This window comes from Hyphobacterium sp. CCMP332 (genome assembly GCA_014323545.1).
In the GTDB taxonomy this organism is placed as follows: domain Bacteria; phylum Bacteroidota; class Bacteroidia; order Cytophagales; family CCMP332; genus CCMP332.
Genome location: CP058647.1, coordinates 853,834 through 874,976, shown reverse-complemented (window position 1 = coordinate 874,976; position 21,143 = coordinate 853,834). Strand labels below are relative to the sequence as shown.

General features: G+C 35.6%; 20 protein-coding genes and 1 tRNA gene. 13 read left to right on the top strand and 8 right to left on the bottom strand.

Annotation, left to right across the window (positions count from 1 at the left end):
* Positions 1–2 precede the first annotated feature (2 nt).
* Positions 3–353, bottom strand: coding sequence for a transposase (locus tag HZR84_03805; GenBank protein ID QNL21098.1), 351 nt, complete (start codon positions 351–353; stop codon positions 3–5).
* A gap of 880 nt (positions 354–1,233) precedes the next feature.
* Here HZR84_03805 and HZR84_03800 point away from each other — a divergent pair.
* The 3 genes from HZR84_03800 (at position 1,234) to HZR84_03790 (ending at position 4,058) form a co-directional block, all read left to right on the top strand.
* On the top strand, positions 1,234–2,553 hold the full coding sequence (locus HZR84_03800; GenBank protein QNL21097.1) for a phage integrase SAM-like domain-containing protein: 1,320 nt from the start codon (positions 1,234–1,236) through the stop codon (positions 2,551–2,553).
* A complete protein-coding gene (locus HZR84_03795) occupies positions 2,543–2,977 on the top strand; it encodes a hypothetical protein (protein ID QNL21096.1) in 435 nt (144 codons plus the stop codon). The genes HZR84_03800 and HZR84_03795 overlap by 11 nt, the downstream gene beginning before the upstream one ends.
* 349 nt (positions 2,978–3,326) lie before the next feature.
* Complete coding sequence (locus HZR84_03790) at positions 3,327–4,058, top strand: hypothetical protein (protein ID QNL21095.1); 732 nt, start codon at positions 3,327–3,329, stop codon at positions 4,056–4,058.
* A gap of 212 nt (positions 4,059–4,270) precedes the next feature.
* Here the strand turns inward: HZR84_03790 and HZR84_03785 are convergent, their stop codons facing one another.
* Positions 4,271–4,945: a hypothetical protein gene (locus HZR84_03785; GenBank protein QNL21094.1), complete on the bottom strand. Its 675-nt coding sequence runs from the start codon at positions 4,943–4,945 to the stop codon at positions 4,271–4,273.
* 363 nt (positions 4,946–5,308) lie between these two features.
* On the opposite strand from HZR84_03785, the gene HZR84_03780 reads away from it, so the two are divergent.
* The 3 genes from HZR84_03780 to HZR84_03770 are packed head-to-tail and all read left to right on the top strand — an operon-like array spanning position 5,309 to position 7,972.
* Positions 5,309–6,241, top strand: a complete 933-nt coding sequence (locus tag HZR84_03780) for a Dam family site-specific DNA-(adenine-N6)-methyltransferase (protein ID QNL21093.1) — start codon at positions 5,309–5,311, stop codon at positions 6,239–6,241.
* A 22-nt stretch (positions 6,242–6,263) separates the two neighbouring features.
* Positions 6,264–7,145: a type II restriction endonuclease gene (locus HZR84_03775; GenBank protein ID QNL21092.1), complete on the top strand. Its 882-nt coding sequence runs from the start codon at positions 6,264–6,266 to the stop codon at positions 7,143–7,145.
* A complete protein-coding gene (locus tag HZR84_03770; GenBank protein QNL21091.1) occupies positions 7,142–7,972 on the top strand; it encodes a site-specific DNA-methyltransferase in 831 nt (276 codons plus the stop codon). Before HZR84_03775 ends, HZR84_03770 begins: the two co-directional genes overlap by 4 nt.
* Here HZR84_03770 and HZR84_03765 read toward each other — a convergent pair.
* The 4 genes from HZR84_03765 to HZR84_03750 form a co-directional block, all read right to left on the bottom strand.
* Positions 7,956–8,528: a hypothetical protein gene (locus tag HZR84_03765; GenBank protein QNL21090.1), complete on the bottom strand. Its 573-nt coding sequence runs from the start codon at positions 8,526–8,528 to the stop codon at positions 7,956–7,958. The genes HZR84_03770 and HZR84_03765 overlap by 17 nt on opposite strands.
* 3 nt (positions 8,529–8,531) lie before the next feature.
* On the bottom strand, positions 8,532–9,017 hold the full coding sequence (locus HZR84_03760; protein QNL21089.1) for a hypothetical protein: 486 nt from the start codon (positions 9,015–9,017) through the stop codon (positions 8,532–8,534).
* Positions 9,018–9,022: 5 nt separating this feature from the next.
* The gene (locus HZR84_03755) at positions 9,023–9,514 is read right to left on the bottom strand and encodes a DNA adenine methylase (protein QNL23180.1); all 492 of its coding nucleotides are present in this window, start codon (positions 9,512–9,514) and stop codon (positions 9,023–9,025) included.
* Between the two features lie 193 nt (positions 9,515–9,707).
* Positions 9,708–9,781, bottom strand: a tRNA-Asp gene (locus HZR84_03750).
* 574 nt (positions 9,782–10,355) lie between these two features.
* Between HZR84_03750 and HZR84_03745 the strand changes: the two genes are divergently transcribed.
* From HZR84_03745 to HZR84_03725, 5 genes are all read left to right on the top strand, one after another.
* Complete coding sequence (locus HZR84_03745) at positions 10,356–11,300, top strand: acetyl-CoA carboxylase carboxyltransferase subunit alpha (protein QNL21088.1); 945 nt, start codon at positions 10,356–10,358, stop codon at positions 11,298–11,300.
* A 61-nt stretch (positions 11,301–11,361) separates the two neighbouring features.
* Positions 11,362–12,198, top strand: coding sequence for an MBL fold metallo-hydrolase (locus HZR84_03740; protein QNL21087.1), 837 nt, complete (start codon positions 11,362–11,364; stop codon positions 12,196–12,198).
* A 7-nt stretch (positions 12,199–12,205) separates the two neighbouring features.
* Positions 12,206–12,826, top strand: coding sequence for a class I SAM-dependent methyltransferase (locus HZR84_03735; GenBank protein ID QNL21086.1), 621 nt, complete (start codon positions 12,206–12,208; stop codon positions 12,824–12,826).
* A 54-nt stretch (positions 12,827–12,880) separates the two neighbouring features.
* On the top strand, positions 12,881–14,569 hold the full coding sequence (gene hutU, locus HZR84_03730; GenBank protein QNL21085.1) for a urocanate hydratase: 1,689 nt from the start codon (positions 12,881–12,883) through the stop codon (positions 14,567–14,569).
* A gap of 4 nt (positions 14,570–14,573) precedes the next feature.
* Positions 14,574–15,176, top strand: a complete 603-nt coding sequence (locus HZR84_03725; GenBank protein ID QNL21084.1) for a PorT family protein — start codon at positions 14,574–14,576, stop codon at positions 15,174–15,176.
* On the opposite strand, the gene HZR84_03720 is transcribed toward HZR84_03725, so the two are convergent.
* Together HZR84_03720 and HZR84_03715 are read right to left on the bottom strand one after the other, a co-directional pair.
* Positions 15,173–16,459, bottom strand: coding sequence for a tyrosine--tRNA ligase (locus HZR84_03720; GenBank protein ID QNL21083.1), 1,287 nt, complete (start codon positions 16,457–16,459; stop codon positions 15,173–15,175). The two genes, HZR84_03725 and HZR84_03720, sit on opposite strands and share 4 nt — an antisense overlap.
* Before the next feature lie 2 nt (positions 16,460–16,461).
* A complete protein-coding gene (locus tag HZR84_03715; GenBank protein QNL21082.1) occupies positions 16,462–17,571 on the bottom strand; it encodes a T9SS type A sorting domain-containing protein in 1,110 nt (369 codons plus the stop codon).
* Between the two features lie 102 nt (positions 17,572–17,673).
* Between HZR84_03715 and holA the strand changes: the two genes are divergently transcribed.
* Together holA and HZR84_03705 are read left to right on the top strand one after the other, a co-directional pair.
* The gene (gene holA, locus HZR84_03710) at positions 17,674–18,696 is read left to right on the top strand and encodes a DNA polymerase III subunit delta (protein ID QNL21081.1); all 1,023 of its coding nucleotides are present in this window, start codon (positions 17,674–17,676) and stop codon (positions 18,694–18,696) included.
* 112 nt (positions 18,697–18,808) lie between these two features.
* On the top strand, positions 18,809–21,136 hold the full coding sequence (locus tag HZR84_03705; GenBank protein QNL21080.1) for a carboxypeptidase-like regulatory domain-containing protein: 2,328 nt from the start codon (positions 18,809–18,811) through the stop codon (positions 21,134–21,136).
* Positions 21,137–21,143: the final 7 nt, after the last annotated feature.

The following is a 21,143-nucleotide window of genomic DNA, read 5'->3' as shown; positions in this document are numbered from 1 at the left end:
TTTTATTCCAGTCCTCTCAAACTTTTTTTCAGAACCTTATTCTTCAAACTCAGCTCTGCTACCAGCTTTTTGAGTTTATCATTCTCTGCTCGAAGTTCCTTTACTTCATCCGTATTAGCTTCTCTTTGGGTGTCTCCCTGCATTCTTTTCTTCGCCGCTTCCATGAAGTCTTTACTCCACTTATAATACTGATTAGGATGGATACTTTCCTTTCTACAGATCTCAGAGATACTCTCTTCTCCTCGCATACCTTCAAGGACAATTCGAATCTTTTCTTCGGCTGAAAATTTTCTTCTGGTTTTTCTTCTCACATCTCTGATCAGAGATGTAGTACTGCTTTTCTTAGCTTTCATTTTTAGATAGATAATAGTTAAACAATTTAATAAAATCTATCTCTTAACTTTAGAACTAATTAGTCCACTTTACTCTGAAGGGATACAGATGCATATGATTTAAAGATAGATAAGTTATTATTAAAACTTTCAACTAACAGGATTGTAATATTTAAGAAAGACAAAAGATTACTTTTTGAATTAATTAAGAAAATAAGTCAATATAAATCTTCTTATGAGCTAGATATAGAACATTTTGATGGATTCACCATAATCAAATCAAAGGGAGAGATAGTGTAAGAGAACTGAGGGAGTTGTCTAAAAATTGAGGGGTTTTACACTCATGGTGCGTCTCTCAGAATTTTGGTTTTTAAATGGGGATTTATTGCATATTTTTTACAAAATAATTATCAATAGCGACCATGGATGACAATTAAGTTGTCAATTTTTTAGTTTGAAGTTTCTTGACATATCCTACAATTTTCGTATAAAATCGAAATCATATCAATGTTATAATCACAAGGTGCTTACCAAAAATGAGATGTTATAAGACCGCGGCTTTCTAAGGCCAATTTGGAAAGTGGATTTTATTTAAGGTAGCAGGAAAGATTACTGTTGATTATAAATTATTTGAATTTTGATCGTAGCCACTCCAAGGTATAAAACAATTTATATTTCCGACTACCATAACGACTACATAAAATAAAAAACCCCTACAAAACATTGTGTTGCAAGGGTTTATAAAAATTGAAGCGGTCCGGACGAGACTAAAACCATCTTTAATAGATTAATATTTTTAACAATCATGCATTTAACTTGCTGTAAATGATATTAAATCCACAATAGTATTATCTTAGTACCAAGATTGAATTGACCCTAAAACAGACCTTATCATTGCTCCATGATAGTAAGATTAAGACCAACTTTCAAAATAAAAAATACCGGCCATACTCAATTAAGAACTCATTACAATAAGAAAATGGTGCAAATCGCAATAGGTCATATTAGCGAACCAGATTCATGGAATTCAAAGGGAGATCCTTTAGAAGGTAAAAAAGTAAAACCAGGCGATCGAAAACTTTTTGATCAATGGAGAAAAAACCTTCAGAAAGTGGAAGATTTTTTTAATCAACAAAAAATTGACCCTACATCCCATGAAATAAAATTGGCTCTTGAGAATGTTAAATACAATAGAGAGCTCTCTTCACGAACCACTGCAATGACTTTTATCGACTTTTTAGATGATTGGTTTTCAAATGATTTTAAACACCAACATCCGAAAGGTAATACTTTCATTAGGTACTCTTCAGGTGCAATGCACAATAAGGGGCAGTTTTATAAAGTAATTAAAAAATACAATGAAGAAATTCATCGTATTTCCTTTTCCACAATAGATCTGAAATTCTACCATGATTTTGTAACATTTTTAAAAAATACACAGACAGAGTCGGGTAAAAAGGGATATGGTATCAATACGATTGGAAAATACATTAAGGAATTAAAATTCTTTTTAAGAGAAGCTGAATCTGAAGGACACATTGTGAACCCAGCTTATAAGAATAAAAAGTTCATGGTTATCCAGGAAGAATCGAATGAAGATGAATCTATTGCATTAACACCGTTAGAAATTTTAAAGCTTGCTGATTTTCCATTACCAATTATTGAAAAAGAAAATTCATTAAGTGAAAAACCCAAAACTGTTTATCGGGATTGGTTTGTTTTAGGTTGTTGTCTGGGATTAAGAGTTGGTGACTTACTGAAGCTTCAGAAAAGTGATATTATAAAAGAAAATGGTTTTAGATTTATTCATGTTAGAACAGGCAAAACTGGTAGAGAGGTTTGGATACCAATTCAAGGTTTAGCTGAAGAAATTTTAGAGAAATACAACAATAATTTCCCACCAAACATAACCGAGCAAAAACTTAATAAGCATATTAAAGAAATAGGCAAAGCAGCGGGATTAGATAGATGGCGTCATTTGAAAACACATGTTATGAGAAGGACAATGATTACGAATGCTTATTTGGATATGGTCAGGGAGGGCATAGATAGAACTACAGAGCTCATGGAAATTAGTGGTCATACAACAATTAGTAATTTTATTAGATACATAAAAATCTCACACGAAAGTCATAAAAGAAATTTCAAACCATTAAAGATTAATGTCAAGCAAAACTACAGAGACCTTCTCAGCTTAAATAAATCTGAAAATGTTCTTTAATAAGGGTATTCAAAAGATTATTACTAACCATACCATTGTCATGGAAAAACTTCGAATAATGGGTTTAATTCCAGATTCAAGTTCAAAAAGAGGTATTCATAGGGCTCTGTTGTATTTAGAATTAGCTAAATTTAAAAGCGGGATTAGTTCAAGAGATGTAAATTCAAGTACCATTGTAGAAATCGCAGAAGAATACGACGTTTCATTAATTTCTTTAAGAAGAACTTATAATAGAATAATTTCTGAAGAAGGTAAGATAGTTGACCCCTTAGCAAATTTTAAACATGGATCAGCTAGAGTACAAAAGGAAATTATAAAATCTTTGATGTTAGCACTGGAAAACATTGGTCCCGTTCACGAATCGAAAACAAATGTGACTCAAGTTGAATTAGAAAATTGGTTGCTAAATGTCAGGCAAATTTAAATCTGAGACAATTGAGACAGAAGTAATGGAATGAAGCATATTATTTTGATTCATTGTTAAACTAAAAACGATGAAGATGGATAATCCATTTATTACATTAAATTCTAGCTTAGAGGAGCTAAAGAATACCTTAACCAGAATAGAGAAAAGGCAATTAAAGGAGCAAATCCCGGAACTTCTGACAATCAGTGAATTTGCACAAAAATGCAAAATAAGTTACAACCATGCTCGAAGTCTTGTCCAAAGCAGCAAAGTTCATTCAATTAAGAAAGGTGACCGAAGATTAATCCCATCAACTGAAATAATCAAAGATCATTCTTGGTAATTTTTTTATAGATGTAGAAGTTAAATGGAACAGAAGGATTTTTCGAGACCAAATTTTAAAGTAACAAAAGGAAAGCAATTTAGAATTAACGAAGACATCTTCATTAGAGCTTTTCTAAAAGTCCTAGAGTTTCATTCTCCACAAATTTCAATGACATTTTTTGCTATTTGTCATATAAACTCATGGAGACTGAAATATAATAGGAGTAATTTCCGAATTAATGTATCAACATTGAAAAATTGGCTGAGTCTAAGTGATAGGCAACTAAGAACTCATATTAATGAATTAGAAAAAAGTGGATTTATTATTAAAACTGGTGCACATTTCACATTTAACATAAAAGTTAATTCAGAATTTGACACAATTGAAGATTTAAATGGCTGGAGACCAATTCCAGCTCTTGTTTGGAAGGATGAAACTATTAGGGCAATAGATAAAATTCGATATGCTGAAATTTATGGCGCTTCATTTTTAGATTATTTACAAGAATCTGGAGGCGGGCAATTTGATGCTCAATCGATTCCAAGCCTTAATCGCATGTATGCTTGGGGTAATTCCGCTAGGAAAATTTTATATCCAAATGAATCACGACAAAGCATTTCTCAGCAATTAGGTCGTCTTGTGAAATCCGGTCACTTGCTTTATATAAATGATGAAGATCTTTTTCAATGTCTTTCTCTGAGTCCAATTCTTCAAAATATAACTCTCAATCACATAGATAAAATTTCTTTCGGGAGATTTAATTACAATTATTAATTTTTGAATCCAATTTGGTTGTAGATCAGAACTTCCGTTTTAAGCAATAAAACTTCAATTGGAGTATTCAAAACTGCCTATATAATAGAACATTTAAAATAGTACCTATACTAGACGTCATTTTCAATGACGTAAATGATTAAGTTAGAGGTTATAATATTTATTTGCTTTCACGACGTAACAAATGTGACACTAAAAAAGGGCTGGACGGGCTATGTTTTTATTTCGGGATCAGAAATAAAGTGAAGTAATTCTTTACCTAAAGGAGTTGTTATTCCCGATAAGCCACCTCGAAACATATCTTTCAAACCACGTTTTTCAATCAAACCATAACTCACAAGATCATTCCAAATGAGCTCATGGTACTGTTTTTCTTTCTTTAATTGAGGATATGCGTCTAAAATAATTCGGTTTAAACTATCCGTACTTCTACCCTCATATACTCTATCTTTTCTTTTATAAGGAGCATCTAGAAAAGATAGTATATCGATATGCCAGGTGGTCAAGGAATTTAAGAAATTAATAAGAACATTCGCCCGAAACTCGTCAAGCGAAGTGTCAATTATAGAATTAATAATTATATTCTGATAAGCTTTAATTTTTTCTTCTTTATGGGTTTTTAGGGCTTCTGAAGTGGCTTTCAAAACTAGGTTAATGAATACATCATTGTTGCTTAGATCTTCTAGCGTAATTAATTTCTCTTGCTCAAGTGATTTGATTCTTTCATGAAGTCCATTCAACCATTCAGCCTGTCTCTTTTGCAAAGGAGGTGTTAGAATAAGATCAAACAATTCGGCGGCCCCGGTACCTACTAAGCCCGCCAGTGCTTTACCGATGCTTAAGTAATAATCACCCGAAGATTTATCTTGAGGGAAATTGTCAGGCATAATAATTTGAGGTTTAATGACAATTTAGCAAGACCAGGTCTAATACAGACATAAATTGTAATTAAAAAATCATAGTAACTGAGTTTTGGGTGTACTTTTAGTCCATAATGAAACACTGCTAATAAATTTAAAATGAATTTCATTTTAATACTATTTCATGCTACTTCAACTTTTGATGGCAAGATTTTCGAACAAAATCGTTTCTTTAAAAAAAGCATGTGAAATTTATGGCGTATCGAAACCCTGGCTCTACAAGCTGGATAAAGAATTAAATGTTTTTATTCGCTATTCAGGCAGAACATTTTTAGACCTAAAGGACTTTGAAAATAAATTACGAAAACATGCAAAACCGAATTCTATAAAATGACAGAACTTTTTCCAGAATACACACAAAAAGAGAAGCAATTAAAGCCATTTTTAAAGTGGGCTGGAGGTAAAACTCAATTACTAAATGATATTAACAAATCAATTCCAGAACGAATCCTAAATTCAAAAAAATTCGTCTTTATAGAGCCCTTTGTAGGCTCTGGAGCCGTTTTATTTCACATGTTGAATTCAATGTCCAGTAAAATAGAAAAAGCTGTTATAAACGACATTAACACCGATTTAATCAATGCTTACAGAACTATTCAAAACGAACCCGCTAAACTTCTAGATCATCTAGATAGTATGAGTAATAAATACCAGTCCCTTAATGATGAAGACAGGCAATCTTACTTTTTAGAGAAAAGGGAGGAATTCAACTTTCAAAACATAAAAGTTGATAAAAAGTCGGCTTTGTTAATTTTTTTAAATAGAACTTGTTTTAATGGATTATATAGAGTGAATTCAAAAGGATATTTTAATGTTCCATATGGTCGATATAAAAACCCTAAAATACATAATCCTGGGCTTATCCTGGCCTTACACAAAGCTCTCAAACATGTAGTCATTTTAAATGGAGACTACAAAGACACGTACAAAGAAAGAGGTGAAATCAACTTGTTTTATTTTGATCCTCCTTACAAGCCTTTAAATAAAACATCATCATTCAATTCCTATGCTAAAAATGGTTTTGAGGATACCGATCAAATTCGATTAAAAGAATATTGTGATAAGATAAGTGAATCCGGTGATTCATTTATTTTAAGTAATTCGGATGTTAAAAATGCGGACAGTTCGAATGAATTTTTTGATGACCTATATGCGGCATACGAGATAAAAAGAGTAAAAGCCAAGAGGAATATTAATTCAAAAGCCAATAAAAGAGGTGAAATCTTTGAACTTCTAGTGACTAATAACAATCTTGTAAGGTGATTCTATATCCAATCTTACATATATGCAATTTCAGAAGTCAGATGCTGGTTTTAATTCTTTGGTAAGCACATTTAAAAAGAAAATAACAACCTGGGATTATTTTGTTAATTGGTCTAAGGTTCGTACAAATGTAGCAGAAATTGAAAAGGAATTGAACCTGTTAAATGTCTTAATAGGCAAAGAGAATTTTCGAGAGGAGGCTTTTAGTTTATTATCCACTTATCCAGAAACAATAAAAGCTTTTCCTTCATTGATTGCATCAAGGGACTCAAAAATTGAAATTCTTACTGATGTTTCAAATTTTGTATACCAGTACTATGACTTCAATAAGAAGCAATTAAATGAGAAGGAAATAAATCAAATGATTGACTTTCTTATTAAAAGTGGTATTGGCCCCCTTTTAAAAGATAAATCCATTAAAAATTTAGTTGATTTTGTTTATGGAGTCGAGGCCGGACTTGACAGTAATGGAAGAAAGAATAGAGGAGGGACATTGATGGAAAAAATCGTGTCAGAATTTATTTCAGAGACAAATCAGGAAATTGATTTTAATTGGATTGAACAGGCTACTGCAGGCAAGTTGAAAAATGAATGGAACATTGATTTCAAGGTTGATAAGGCAAATCGTATAATTGATTTTGCAATTCTTAGGGGTTCTCAGCTCTATTTTGTTGAAGTTAATTTTTATGGTGGTGGAGGATCGAAATTAAAAGCAACTGCAGGAGAGTACATTTCGATGAATAAATTTTGGAATGAACAAGGAATCAAATTCATTTGGATAACAGATGGAGCCGGATGGCATACGACATTGAAGGCACTTAGAGAATACTACGATAAAAGCGATTACCTAGTAAATTTAGAAATGCTAAAAAATGGATTCTTAAAAAATCTACTTAAAGGATGAAGCCATTTTTTGAGTCAAAAGAAAAGAACTTTGTTCTTTATAATGGAGATTACTTCAAATTGTCCGAGAAATTAAAGGAGAAAGTAAATTTAGTTTATGCAGATCCCCCTTACTTTCTTTCATCAGGAGGGAATACGATTCACAGTGGAGAGATAGTCAAAGTGGATAAAGGAGAATGGGATAAATCAATGTCGGAACAGGAAATACTTAATTTTAATCGAGAATGGATAGAAAAAACTCTTCCATTGATGAAGGAGGATGCTACACTTTGGGTTTCTGGAACTGCACATAACATCTTCTCAATCGTATTCGCCATCAAAGAACTTGGAATGAAATTGTTGAATGTCATTGTTTGGCAAAAGACTAATCCTCCACCAAATTTCTACACCAAAATTTTTAAACACTCTACTGAATACATTGTATTCGCAAGAAAATCAAAGTCAAGGTCGCACTTTTTCAATCATGAGCTTTTAAAGACCATCAATGAAGGTAAAAGAATGACTGACGTATGGACCATGCCTTCTATTTCAAATTTTGAGAAGACTTTTGGAAAACACCCTACCCAAAAACCTTTATCCATTTTGGTGAGAATTCTATTAGCTGGAACAGAAAAAGAAATGATTGTACTAGACCCATTTGCCGGAAGTTGCACAACTGGAATTGCAGCTAATTTATTAGGAAGAAAGTTTATAGGTTTTGATTTAGAAAAAGAATTTATTGAATTAGGAAAAAAAAGATATTTGGAAATTCAGGACCCTAAAACTAGAAGTGATTTTAAAAATAGAATTAATGATTTATCGCAATTAAATTTCAAAATCCAGCTTTAGCTGCTGACACAACTTGGTAAAAATCAGCTTCATCATCTGTGTATCTCCTTAACATTCTTAAAAGGTTAGGAAACATTTTATAACCTCTAGGAGTCTGCTTTTCACAAACAGTGAATAGTTCAATTATTGAACAAATGAATTCAATGGAATAAATTCCCTTAACTTCTTTTTCTTTTGGAAAATTCTCCATCATCTTTTCGACGGTAATCAGTTCATAATTGTTTCGTTCTTCGAGGTTTTTGACAGGATTGGCTTTTTCATACCAATTATTATAGAATTGAATAATTTCGGAAACTCGTTTCTGTTGATTAACCGAATTAATAAGAAGTGAAACTGTCCAGTGGGTATGGCTTGGTGTCCTTAGTTGACTTTTTGTTCCTGGCTCCAAATATTTGATTATGAAATCTAGATCTGGACGGTCTCCTCTATTTCCTTGGAACATACCAATTAGCACTCCATTTTTCATTCTAAATACCCTAAAACTTTGGAGTTTCTTTCCTTTAGTTCTAAGCCTACCATCTTCCAGAAAGAAGGTTGAATTGTATTCAAAAGACATCTCCTAAAAACCCTTTTCTCTACATATTACGTCTAATTCCCTCCATTTCTTTCCTCGACTAAAATGTGCAGCAGTTGAAGGATTTATTCCATCTATTAAGACTTGATGCATTCCTAATCTTTTTATCCTCTTTTTTAGGATTGCAAAACTCTTGTTTTCTTCAGCAATCATTCCTCCGTAAATGACCGTGAACCATTCATCAATTGTTGAAGCATGGGAACCATATTCATTCGAAATTGTCGTGATTAATTCAAGCGTAGAAGAATTTATTTTTGCACTAGTGACTTCATAAATTTTTACAAAATCCTGATAAATTTTTGAATGAGAGTAACTGCTTCCTAGTTCATTCAATTCAGAAAAGTACTGTACATCGGTTGGTGCAAATCGAGCTTGATTTGGTCTAGTTAAATAGACACACCAATCGTCAAAGCTACCGGAGTCAAATTCTACAATGCTACCATTGGATAATTCTTTTATAATTCTTCCCATAACGATTAAATGTTTAACGCGTCCATGAATTTTTGTCTTCCCGAATAATTCCAATACGTCACATCCTGTTCAATAAATAGCCACTTTATTACTAGCAGCAATGTTTCTGCTTTCAGCCCTTCCTTAAAAGAAATTGCTTTCACTTCGGAATTTGAAATGTTCTGACAATTAAAAACTTTTGAAATCAACTGCTTTAGTTTATCATACTCAGTTGAACTTTCATTCTTTTTTAATTCTAAATCTTTAACTATATCCTCATGTCTTGGTCTAGTCTTAATTCTTCCTCCAAACTCCTCACCTTCCACATGAATTTCAAAATCGAATCCTTTATTATTGAAAGCAGGTCTCTTTAAATAAATTCGATTACCATTACTTAGCCTTTCAACATCATATCTGTATTTTGAAGTACTTTCTCCTATACCGGTACCAGGGATTTCTTCTAAGAATTCATTCACAACCTGACGTCTGATTTCTTCTCTAGTTAAATCGTTTTTGATTGAAAAAGATTTCTGATTAGACACCAATAGACCGAAATTGAGTGTGACCTGATACAGTGAAGATAAAAATAAATAAGATTTTAAAGTTCTATGTGTGAACTTTTTTGATATGGAAAAATGAATTGAAAAAGCTAAGAAAACTGACCCTAAAACAGACTAAAAAGCCCCAGAGTTACTCTGAGGCTTGATTTTGCGGTCCGGACGAGACTCGAACTCGCGACCTCCTGCGTGACAGGCAGGCATTCTAACCAACTGAACTACCGGACCAAAAGCGATATTTATCGCAAAAACACTTATTCACAGTATCATTTATACTGTATCAACTTAATATACTGCCGAGTCCTGAAGGCTAATGTCCTTCATGGACCGGACCAAAAGCGATATTTATCGCAAAAACACTTATTCACAGTATCATTTATACTGTATCAACTTAATATACTGCCGAGTCCTGAAGGGCGAAGGTCCTTCAGGGCCGGACAACACAGAAGAAAATAGTCACTTAAATCTTCTGTGATCCAATGTCAATTACCAAAAAAAAGGGTAAAAACATAAATTTTCTCAAAATGTTAATGCAACATCTTGTATGTTGCTTTATGCCCTGCCTCTTGAGGTAAAAGACCTTCATCGACAGTACAAAATGAGTTTTTCATACCTTTTGTATGAAAGCGACTGCAAATGTAGAGGAATCGAAATTATTTGCAAAGTATTCATTTCATAAAATTTTCATATTTAATTAAATGTTTGCTCTTTATGGCAAATATTCCTTCCTTCATTTCTTATTGGGTTTTTTATACTGTTTGTGAATAATAATCATATAAATTTGCAAGCCTAATACAAAACTATGGTACTTGAATTTGAAAAGCCCATCGCTGATCTGGAAGCAAAACTAAAACAGATGGAAAAGGTGGCAGAAGATAATAAAGTCGATGTTTCTGTACAGGTGAAAGCACTCACTGAAAAGATTAAAAAGCTGAAAAAGGAGACATATTCAAATTTGACCCGCTGGCAAAGGGTCCAGCTTTCACGACACCCCGACCGTCCTTATACCCTTGATTACATCTATAATGTATGTGATAACTTTATAGAACTTCACGGTGATCGGAATTTTCGCGACGACCCTGCAATGGTTGGTGGTTTTGGTGAAATAAGAGGTAAAACCTATATGATCATCGGTCAGCAAAAAGGAAGAAATACCAAACAGAGACAAATGCGAAACTTTGGGATGTCGAACCCCGAAGGTTACAGAAAGGCGCTTCGTCTAATGAAACTCGCTGAAAAATTTGGCAAACCCATCATTACACTTATCGATACACCGGGAGCATTTCCGGGTATGGAGGCTGAAGAACGAGGTCAGGCAGAGGCAATAGCAAGAAATCTTTACGAAATGGCGGGGCTAACGGTGCCCATAGTTTGTATAATAATTGGAGAAGGTGCCTCGGGTGGAGCCATTGGCATCGGTCTGGGTGATAAAGTTCTGATGTTGGAAAACACATGGTATTCTGTCATTTCACCGGAGTCTTGCTCTTCAATACTTTGGAGAAGCTGGGAATACAAAGAACAAGCGGCCGAAGCATTAAGACTAACCGCAGAAGATATGCTTGGTTTTGGCTTAATCGATGGAATCATTAAAGAACCCATAGGCGGAGCTCAATCTGAACCTGAAACCATGTACAAAAAAGTGAAAAAAGAAATTCAGGATCAGGTGGCCGCACTTGAGAAATTAAAACCGGATCAGCTTGTGAAGAAAAGAATTGAAAAATTCTCTAGAATGGGCGTAACTGCATAGAATTGTCAATTGCGAATGATATAATTTACATTCGTCATTCGCAATGGAAAATTGAACATTTATGCAACTGCATATAATAGAAACAGGAAACTTCAAACTTGATGGTGGTGCGATGTTTGGTGTTGTTCCAAAATCGCTTTGGAGCCGCAGACATCCGGCTGATGATAAGAACATGTGCACATGGTCCATGCGCTGTCTTTTAATCGAAGAAGGGGACCGCTTAGTATTGATTGATACCGGAATAGGAGATAAGCAGGATGATAAATTTTTCTCATTCTATTATTTACACGGAGAAGATTCTCTGGACAAATCTTTAAAAGCAAAGGGCTTTCACCCCAATGATGTGACGGATGTGTTTTTAACTCACCTTCATTTTGATCATTGCGGGGGTGCACTGATTCGAAATGGAGAAAAAATAGTCCCGAAATTTCCCAATGCAAAATACTGGTCCAACGAGGAGCATTGGAATTGGGCTACCAAACCGAATCCTAGAGAAAAAGCCAGTTTCCTTAAAGAAAATATTTTACCAATTCAGGAATCCGGGCAATTGAATTTTATCGAATTTGACAAAAGTCCTTTTGAATTTATGGACATTATTTATGTCGACGGGCATACGGAAAAGCAAATGCTTCCTGTAATCCACTACAAGGATAAAAAAATAGTATTTTGTGCTGACCTGCTTCCTTCAGCTCACCATGTTCCAATTCCATGGGTAATGGCTTATGACACGAGACCTCTACTGACCATGAATGAGAAGACTGAATTTCTTGAAAGGGCAATCCTTGAAAATTATATTCTCTTTTTTGAGCACGATGCTAATAATCAATGTGGGAATCTGGAAAAAACCGAAAAAGGGATACGACTGAATCAAACATTTAAGCTCTCGGAGGTTCTTTAATTATAAAATGTCAAAGGCCGGTCTTTATCTCAATAAATTTAGATATACCTTATATACACCCATTTATGATTTAATGGTTAAGCCTGTTTTTAGAATACAAAGGGAAACTTCCATTCGAAATCTGGGCATTGAAGAAAATTCCAAAGTATTAATAGTAGGAGCAGGCACCGGATTGGATTTCGAATTTTTAATAGGTAAAAATTTAGAGATCCATGCAGGGGATATCACCTCGTCGATGGTAAAAAAGATGCATTCCAAAGCCAGAAAAATGCAGCTCAATGCTCAAATTTCAGAGATGGACGGACAAGATCTCAAATACGAAAACGATTATTTCGACTACATCATTCTTCACTTAATTGTGGCAGTAATTCCGGATCCTGTACTATGTATAAAAGAAGTAGAGCGTGTTGCAAAAAAAGGTGCCCGAATTAGTGTTTTTGATAAATTTATTCACCCTGGCACAAAAGTTTCCTTTATCAGAAAGATTCTCAACTTGCCCACCGCTTTATTGTTTTCAGATATAACAAGGGATATCGATCAAATAATATCCCATACTCAACTAAATAAAGTTAATGATAAGCCCGCCGCTTTTGGTGGCAACTTCAGAATTATAGAATTGCAAAAATGAAACCTTAATTAAAAGCAGAATCAATAAATTTGCAGAGACCGCAAAGATTTTATCATGACAGAAATTAAAACTTCGAAACGCTTAACATTTGAAACAAAAGGCCCAACTCCTACAGGCAATACATTAAATACGAAAGGGTGGATACAAGAAGCAGCCCTGAGAATGCTTTACAATAATCTCGATCCCGATGTGGCAGAAAGACCTGAAGATCTCGTGGTTTACGGAGGCACCGGACGCGCAGCCAGAAACTGGGATGCTTTTGACCTAATTGTAAAGGCCCTGAAAGATCTTGAAGATGATGAAACACTTCTGGTACAATCGGGAAAACCGGTAGGAATTTTACCTACCCATAAAGATGCTCCCCGGGTACTGATATCCAATTCCATGTTGGTTCCGAATTGGGCCAATTGGGAACATTTTCGCGAGCTTGAGAAAAAAGGTTTAATGATGTACGGACAAATGACTGCCGGCTCCTGGATATATATTGGTTCACAGGGAATTGTTCAGGGGACTTATGAAACATTTGCTGAGGTAGCCCGGAAACATTTTAATGGTACGCTCAAAGGAACCCTAAATGTAACAGCAGGTCTCGGCGGAATGGGTGGAGCACAGCCACTTGCCATTACAATGAATGAAGGGGTATGCCTGGCTGCTGAAATGGAAGAATGGAGAATCGATAAAAGAATAGAGACACGCTACATAGATAAAAAAACAAATGACATCAACGAAGGGATTTCAATGGCATTGGATGCTAAATCGAAGGGCGAAGCCCTTTCCATTGGTGTTGTTTGCAATGCTGTAGATCTTTTGCAGGCATTGATCGATCAAAGTATAATACCCGATACCCTTACCGACCAAACTTCTGCGCATGATCCATTAGTAGGTTATTTCCCCCAAAACATGTCCGTGGAGGAAGCAAATGAGCTTCGCAAAAATAATCCCGATTTATATGTAGAAAAATCTTTGGATACTATGGCCAGACATGTCAATCAAATGTTGGAATTACAGAAAAAAGGTGCCGTTACCTTTGATTATGGAAATAATCTTCGGGGTCAAGCCAAAGATAAACGCGGTATCAAAAATGCCTTTGATTTTCCCGGATTTGTACCCGCATATATTCGTCCTTTATTTTGCGAGGGGAAAGGCCCATTTCGCTGGGCGGCATTATCAGGAGACCCACAGGATATTTACGAAACAGACAAAGTCATTCTCGAACTTTTCCCTGAAGACAAAGCTCTAAGGCGATGGATAGAAATGGCACAAAAACGAATAGCTTTTCAGGGTCTGCCATCAAGAATTTGCTGGTTGTCACAAGGGGCCAGGGAAAAAGCAGGACTCGCATTTAACAAACTCGTAAAAGAAGGAAAAGTAAAAGCCCCAATTGTGATTGGAAGAGATCACCTTGATACGGGTTCCGTGGCTTCACCTAACCGGGAAACAGAAGCCATGAAAGACGGGTCGGACGCTGTGGCAGACTGGCCGATACTCAATGCACTTATCAATACAGCTGGAGGTGCAAGCTGGGTATCTGTACATCACGGTGGAGGTGTTGGGATAGGTTATTCCATACATGCGGGCGTGGTAATCGTTGCCGATGGCAGCAAAGATGCGCAAACAAGAATCAAAAGAGTATTGCATAATGACCCTGCCATGGGTGTTTTGCGGCACATGGACGCAGGTTACGATATTGCACAAGATACCGCAAGAAAACATCGTTTGGATATAAAAGACAGACTGAGATAATTCTTTGAAGCATTTAATCCTTTTATTTTCGACCATTTTAATATTTAATATTTCCCAGGCTCAAAAAACAGTTTATAAAGATTTTGAATTTGGATTGAGAGGGGGAATTAATGTATCAGGATTGCGAGGTAACTTTCCCGACTCTATGGATGCCAATTACAAAGTGGGTTTTCAATTTGGAGTTTATTCCAGATATCACATTACGGATAAATTAAAAACCTCTTTCGAAGTATTATTCACAAGAAAAGGATTTAAAGCCAATGTTATTGACACCTTTACTTTTGCTACCCTGATCTATGTGGAAAATCATTACAATATTGAATTTCCACTGATGTTGGAATATCAGCTTTCAAAGGAATCCTCTTTGGAATTGGGGGCTTCCTATAGCCTGAATCTTATTAATGATAAAGTTAACTTTCCCGGATTTAATCCCTTTACAGAAAATTCCGCAGACCTGACAGCGTTAATTGGGTTTAACTATTTTATAGATGAAATAACTACCCTCGGTTTTCGCTATTCTTATGGATTAAATCCAATTATTGAAACTGCAAGTAAGAAAGGCTATTCTAGCAATTTTCAGATATTAATTAAATCTAGACTATTCTAATTCTTAGACACTTCAATCAGAAAATAATTTTTCTTACCTTTTTGAACCAATAAATATTTATTCTGAATCAAATTAAATTTTGCTTCCTGGTTGGGATCAGTAATCTTATTTTTATTAACCGAAACACCGCCTCCCTGAATCATCCGTCTTGCTTCACCTTTTGAAGAAAATATGATTCCACCGGTTTTTAATGAAAGCAAGTCACTTACGTTTTCACTTGAGTCAAGATCAGCTTTTTTTAATTCGGTTTTTGGCACGCCTTCAAAAACGGAAAGAAATGTTTTTTCATCAATTGATTTTAACGCTTCGGTTGGATTTTTCCCAAACAGTATTTCAGAGGCACTCAGTGCCATTTGATATTCCTTTTCACCGTGTACTCTTAGGGTAACATCTTTAGCTATTTCCTTCTGAAGCGATCTCAAATGCGGAGCTTCTTCGTGTTTTTTAATAAGCGATTCGATCTCTTCTTTTTCAATTAAAGTGAATACGCGAATGAGCTTTTTTGCATCTTCATCAGATGTATTCAACCAAAACTGATAGAATTTATAAGGCGAAGTCATGTTTGGATCGAGCCAGACATTCCCTTCTTCCGACTTACCAAATTTACTTCCGTCCGCCTTGGTCATTAAGGGTGCAGTTAGTGCAAAAGCCTCACCCTCTGCTTTTCTCCTTATAAGTTCGGTTCCGGTCACAATATTTCCCCACTGATCAGACCCTCCCATTTGCAAGAGACAGTTTTTAGTTTTGTACAAATGGTAAAAGTCATAACCCTGTAAAAGTTGATAGGAAAATTCAGTGAATGAAATACCCGTTTCAAGACGTTTTTTTACAGAATCCTTAGCCATCATATAATTGACGGTCATGTGTTTACCGGTATCTCTTAAAAACTCAAGAAATCCTATTCCCTCAAACCAGTCGTAATTGTTTATAACTTCAGCAGCATTGGGGCTATCATCAAATACAAGAAATTGTCGCAGCTGGGCTTCAATGCACTTTTCATTATGACGCAATTGCTCTTCCGACAGAAAACTCCTCTCTTCACTCTTTCCGGAGGGATCGCCGACCATGCCTGTAGCACCACCAACGAGGGCAATGGGTTTGTGTCCTGCTCTTTGAGCATGCATTAAAAGCATGGTGGGGACCAAATTCCCGATGTGCAAGGACTCTGCGGTAGGATCAAATCCCACATATACCGTTACGGACCCTTTCTTTAATAATTCCTCGGTTCCCGGCATGATATCGTGTATCATACCCCTCCATGTCAATTCTGAAACTAAATCCATTCTTATTTTTTGAAAACGCGAAATTGCGCAATTCCATTTGAATCTTCAGACTTTATGATGAGAATATAAAAGCCGGAATTTATTTTTTCAAGATTAATAAAATCTTCTTCATTTGTAAATCTTCCAGAACGGATAAGCATACCCACTTCGTTTCTGAGTTCGTAATATGAATTCCTTTCTAAACCTTGGATTGATATAAAATTTTCGGCGGGATTGGGAAAAACCGAAATATTTTGAAATGCCGGGGTCAAATGAACCGTGGAATCAAATCCGCTGGTATCCATTTGGAATCTGGCTGAAATTATCTGATCAAGAGAATCCGTATTTAATTCCAGTACCGGATAGTTTTCACCTTTTGCAAGAAAAGAATAGGAAGTGCTTTCAATATCCGAAAATGTTCCTGCCGGTATCGGAAACCAAATAAAAGGAGGAGGGAAGGGTAAGGGGTTTGGAATGAGAACAGAAACTGAAAATGATAAATTGATAGAGCTTTTTTGACGAAGCACATCAAATTGCTGTTGCCCGGGTAATAAGAGAGTACCAAAAGCATTGACGGAATCCACTTTATTAATGGTCGGATTAATGCGAATCGAATCCACATAAAATGTAAAGGATGAAATGGTAAGCGTATCTTTTACGGGAAGTGTAATGGTATTGCTGGTATAAGTACCCGAGTTGCTCGAAGCATAGGTCATTGGAAATTTATACACTTCCAATTGGGGATTGGATTCCACTAATAAATTGCTGGCAAAAGTATCCAGATCAAGGGTCAGCGCATAGCCAAAAATTCCATTGCTATTGGCTTCTATAAATTGTAAGGAAGATCCATCTTTTAGCACCAGATTAACATTTGAGCTTAATCCGGAACTTTGCGGAAAGCCGGCAGGATCAAGGAAAAAGAGGGTGTCGGGAATAGTATCTGTTTGAAGCATAGAAAAATCCCATATTTGAGATGCCCCTGATGAACCCGGACTCAGAGAATCAAGTCCAAAGAGCGTCCTTTCGAGTAAAATAGTATCTCCAATAACACCGAAATCATTTCTATCGATGGTGATTTGAGAAAAAACGGATTGAAATAAAAATAATAAAGAAAAAAGTATGTTTACTCGCATAAGCTGCCTTATTCAGAAGACAAAAGTAAATCATTCACAAGGCAATTAAAAAGCTATTGCTTATGAGATATACTTTACGAAATTTGTCGACTTTTAAGGCTTATGACAAATTCTTATGAACAGGTAATTCAGGAACTCAGTGAAAATAAATACGCCCCATTTTATTTTCTCGAAGGGGAAGAACCTTTTTTCATTGATCAAATCATCGAGTACATAGAAGAAAATGCACTTGAAGAGAGCCAAAAATCATTCAATCAAATGGTGGTTTACGGCAAGGATTGTAAAATGTCAGATATAATAGGCCATGCCAAACGATTTCCCGTTATGGCAGACCGCCAGGTGGTGATCGTAAAGGAGGCTCAGGAAATTGCGGACTTCGGCAAAGAAAGCGCCAATAAAATATTTGAGGCATATTTAAAGAATCCTGTCTCCAGCACAATTTTAGTATTGGGCTTTAAATACAAAAAAATGGATAAACGACTTGCCATTACAAAGTTATTGTCCAAGGCCGGGATCCATTATCAGGGGAAAAAAATATATGAAAATGATCTTGAGAAATGGATTAAATTTTTACTAGATCAAAAAGGCCTAAAGGCTGATTCCAAAGCTGTTTTCTTAATATCCGAGAACATCGGAATGGATTTATCGAGAATAAATAATGAGTTGGAAAAAATCAAGCTGAGTATAGACAGTTCAGAAACGCTGGATGAAAAGACAGTAATGAGATTTATCGGCATAAGCAGAGAGTACAATGTTTGGGAATTTCAAAAAGCCATAGCTAAAGGAGATCGAAAAAGGGTTTTTTCAATTATTTCCTATTTTGAAAAAAATCCCAAGGCAGCTTCAGTAGTCACCATTCTCCCTACTTTATATACATTATTTTCAAAAATTTTGATCTTGCAGCAGAAAAATGTACAAAATCCAAAGTCGGCACAGGATCTACTGGGTTTGAACTACTATGCAGCACAGGAATATTTCACCGGGGCTAAATTTTATCCACCGGATAAGGTGCCAAAGATTATTTCAGATTTGAGATTGGCTGATGCACAATTTAAAGGATTGGAGGCTTCACAAATGAAAAGCTCTGAAATATTGAGGGAATTGGTCTTGCGAATCCTTTATTAACTACCGATTATCAAATAAATAAGCTATTCGGGAAAAATATATCGGAAATTTCGATACATAACTTTTCGTTTAAACCATATTTCATAGTTTTGAGCGATTTTAAAAAATCAAGATGCAAAAACTGTTACGAGGTCTAATTCCGGTTTTAATCTTTCTTGTTTCTCATTCCGCGTTTGCCCAAACCGGAGAAGTAAGAGGATTTGTTTACGACAAAGCAAGTTCCGAACCGGTGATTTTTACTACCGTCTTTCTGGATGGCACCAATTTTGGAATTAGCACAGATATCAACGGCTATTTTTCTATTACCAAAGTTCCGGCAGGCACCTATACGCTAAAAGTTTCTTCTCTGGAGTATGCTGATTATACCGAAATAATCACCATAGCATCAGGAAAAATCATTACCAAAAGGATTGAGTTGGAAGAGAGCAATGTGCAATTGGATGAGGTAACCATTTCGGGTAAAAAAATTGCCGCACAGGAAAATATCCAGGTGGCAATAAACACCGTTAAGCCAAGAGAAATCAAGATCATGCCAAGTGTCGGTGGAGAACCGGATCTGGCACAATACATTCAAACCCTTCCCGGTGTGGTATTTACAGGTGACCAGGGAGGTCAATTGTTTATAAGAGGTGGTTCACCGGTACAAAATCTGATTTTACTTGATGGCCTATTGGTATATAACCCATTCCATTCAATCGGTCTCTTTTCAATTTTTGATACGGATATCTTAAAAAATGCTGATATCTACACCGGTGGATTTAATGCAGAATACGGAGGAAGAACCTCTGCTGTAATAGATGTGGCCACCAGGGATGGTAATAAAAATAGGTTTGGAGGTAAAGTTTCAGCCAATCCATTTACATCTAAGCTAAACCTTGAAGGTCCGATTTCTAAAGGAGAAAATGGAGGTGGAGTTTCTTTTGTACTTAGTGGAAGAACATCTTACCTCGATAAAACAAGTAAATTATTTTATGATTATGTAGAAACGGAAAATGGTTTACCTTACAGTTTTAACGATATCTATGCCAAGACAACCATTTCTTCAAGTCAGGGTAGTAAAGTAAGCTTTTATGGATTTAATTTTTCAGATCGAGCAGGCCTGGATGCCAATAGCACCTTTGGATGGGATCAAATTGGAGTAGGAACAAACTTTTTGTTTCTGCCAACCGGTTCATCACAACTAATCACGGGAACCATAGGGTATTCCAGTTATGATATTGGAATTGAGGAAGCCACCCAAAGTCCGCGAAACTCTAAGGTTTCGAGTTTGAATTTAAGTTTGGGTTTTACCTATTTTATTAAAAAGAGCGAAATAAAATGGGGAATTCAATATGTGGGAAATTCAACTTCATTTAACACAGTTACACCGAACAAGGTAAATGTAGAAGACAATCAGAATAATACCGAAATGGCCGGATATTTTAAATACAGAATTGTACAGTCTAGATTTGTTTTAGAACCTAGTGTAAGACTACAGTATTATGCCTCTTTGGGTAATTTAAGTCTTGAGCCGCGATTTGGAGCCAAATTAAATGTAACCGACGATTTCAGATTAAAATTCGCAACCGGATTGTTTACACAAAACCTAATAGCTACACGATCCGACAGGGATGTCGTCAACCTCTTTGCGGGATATATTTCATCTCCATCTTCATTATTTAATGAAAACAGAGAGTCGGTGGATGTAAAACTGCAACAGGCACAACATTATATCGGAGGCTTTGAACTGGACCTTTTCAGAGACAGAATTGAAATAAACGTAGAGCCCTATATAAAACTCTTTACCCAAAATATTAATATAAATCGCCTAAAAGTATTTGCCGATGATCCCGATTTTATTGTAGAAGATGGCCAGTCCAGCGGTGTAGATTTTCAGGTTAAATACGATGACAGAAATCTTTTTATCCAGGCAGGCTATTCCTTAGGATTTAATGAAAGAAGAGGCCCGGTAGGTGATGGTATCGTAAGACAGGGTGTTAATGACGATGCTTCTCAACCTTTGGCTTACAGGGTTTATAATCCGAGTTTTGACAGAAGACATAATGTCAATATGATTGTGTCTTATGCATTTGGCAATAACGACAGTTGGGAGCTATCTGGAAGATGGAATCTGGGTTCCGGTTTTCCATTTACGCAAACAGTGGCTTTTTATGAGAATGTAAATTTCTCCGGAGGCACTAATGCCAATCCAGTCAATGAAAACGGCGAACTGGGAATAATTTATGATGACTTCAATAAAGGAAGACTCCCATATTATCACAGATTGGATTTGTCTGCCAAAAAGAAAATAGAGTTTAATAGCAATTCTACTTTAGAAATCTCCGCCAATTTGATAAATGTATACGATCGGGATAATTTATTCTATTTTGACCGCGTTAACTTCGAAAGAGTAAATCAATTGCCAATTTTACCTAGTTTAGGGCTGAGTTGGAGTTTTTAATTTGTCT

What these genes read in the sequence shown, in the direction of transcription:
- HZR84_03805 (QNL21098.1), bottom strand. Translation starts at nt 353, where the DNA reads ATGAAAGCTAAGAAAAGCAGTACTACATCTCTGATCAGAGATGTGAGA.
- HZR84_03800 (QNL21097.1), top strand. Translation starts at nt 1,234, where the DNA reads ATGATAGTAAGATTAAGACCAACTTTCAAAATAAAAAATACCGGCCAT.
- HZR84_03795 (QNL21096.1), top strand. Translation starts at nt 2,543, where the DNA reads ATGTTCTTTAATAAGGGTATTCAAAAGATTATTACTAACCATACCATT.
- HZR84_03790 (QNL21095.1), top strand. Translation starts at nt 3,327, where the DNA reads ATGGAACAGAAGGATTTTTCGAGACCAAATTTTAAAGTAACAAAAGGA.
- HZR84_03785 (QNL21094.1), bottom strand. Translation starts at nt 4,945, where the DNA reads ATGCCTGACAATTTCCCTCAAGATAAATCTTCGGGTGATTATTACTTA.
- HZR84_03780 (QNL21093.1), top strand. Translation starts at nt 5,309, where the DNA reads ATGACAGAACTTTTTCCAGAATACACACAAAAAGAGAAGCAATTAAAG.
- HZR84_03775 (QNL21092.1), top strand. Translation starts at nt 6,264, where the DNA reads ATGCAATTTCAGAAGTCAGATGCTGGTTTTAATTCTTTGGTAAGCACA.
- HZR84_03770 (QNL21091.1), top strand. Translation starts at nt 7,142, where the DNA reads ATGAAGCCATTTTTTGAGTCAAAAGAAAAGAACTTTGTTCTTTATAAT.
- HZR84_03765 (QNL21090.1), bottom strand. Translation starts at nt 8,528, where the DNA reads ATGTCTTTTGAATACAATTCAACCTTCTTTCTGGAAGATGGTAGGCTT.
- HZR84_03760 (QNL21089.1), bottom strand. Translation starts at nt 9,017, where the DNA reads ATGGGAAGAATTATAAAAGAATTATCCAATGGTAGCATTGTAGAATTT.
- HZR84_03745 (QNL21088.1), top strand. Translation starts at nt 10,356, where the DNA reads ATGGTACTTGAATTTGAAAAGCCCATCGCTGATCTGGAAGCAAAACTA.
- HZR84_03740 (QNL21087.1), top strand. Translation starts at nt 11,362, where the DNA reads ATGCAACTGCATATAATAGAAACAGGAAACTTCAAACTTGATGGTGGT.
- HZR84_03735 (QNL21086.1), top strand. Translation starts at nt 12,206, where the DNA reads ATGTCAAAGGCCGGTCTTTATCTCAATAAATTTAGATATACCTTATAT.
- hutU (QNL21085.1), top strand. Translation starts at nt 12,881, where the DNA reads ATGACAGAAATTAAAACTTCGAAACGCTTAACATTTGAAACAAAAGGC.
- HZR84_03720 (QNL21083.1), bottom strand. Translation starts at nt 16,459, where the DNA reads ATGGATTTAGTTTCAGAATTGACATGGAGGGGTATGATACACGATATC.
- HZR84_03715 (QNL21082.1), bottom strand. Translation starts at nt 17,571, where the DNA reads ATGCGAGTAAACATACTTTTTTCTTTATTATTTTTATTTCAATCCGTT.
- holA (QNL21081.1), top strand. Translation starts at nt 17,674, where the DNA reads ATGACAAATTCTTATGAACAGGTAATTCAGGAACTCAGTGAAAATAAA.
- HZR84_03705 (QNL21080.1), top strand. Translation starts at nt 18,809, where the DNA reads ATGCAAAAACTGTTACGAGGTCTAATTCCGGTTTTAATCTTTCTTGTT.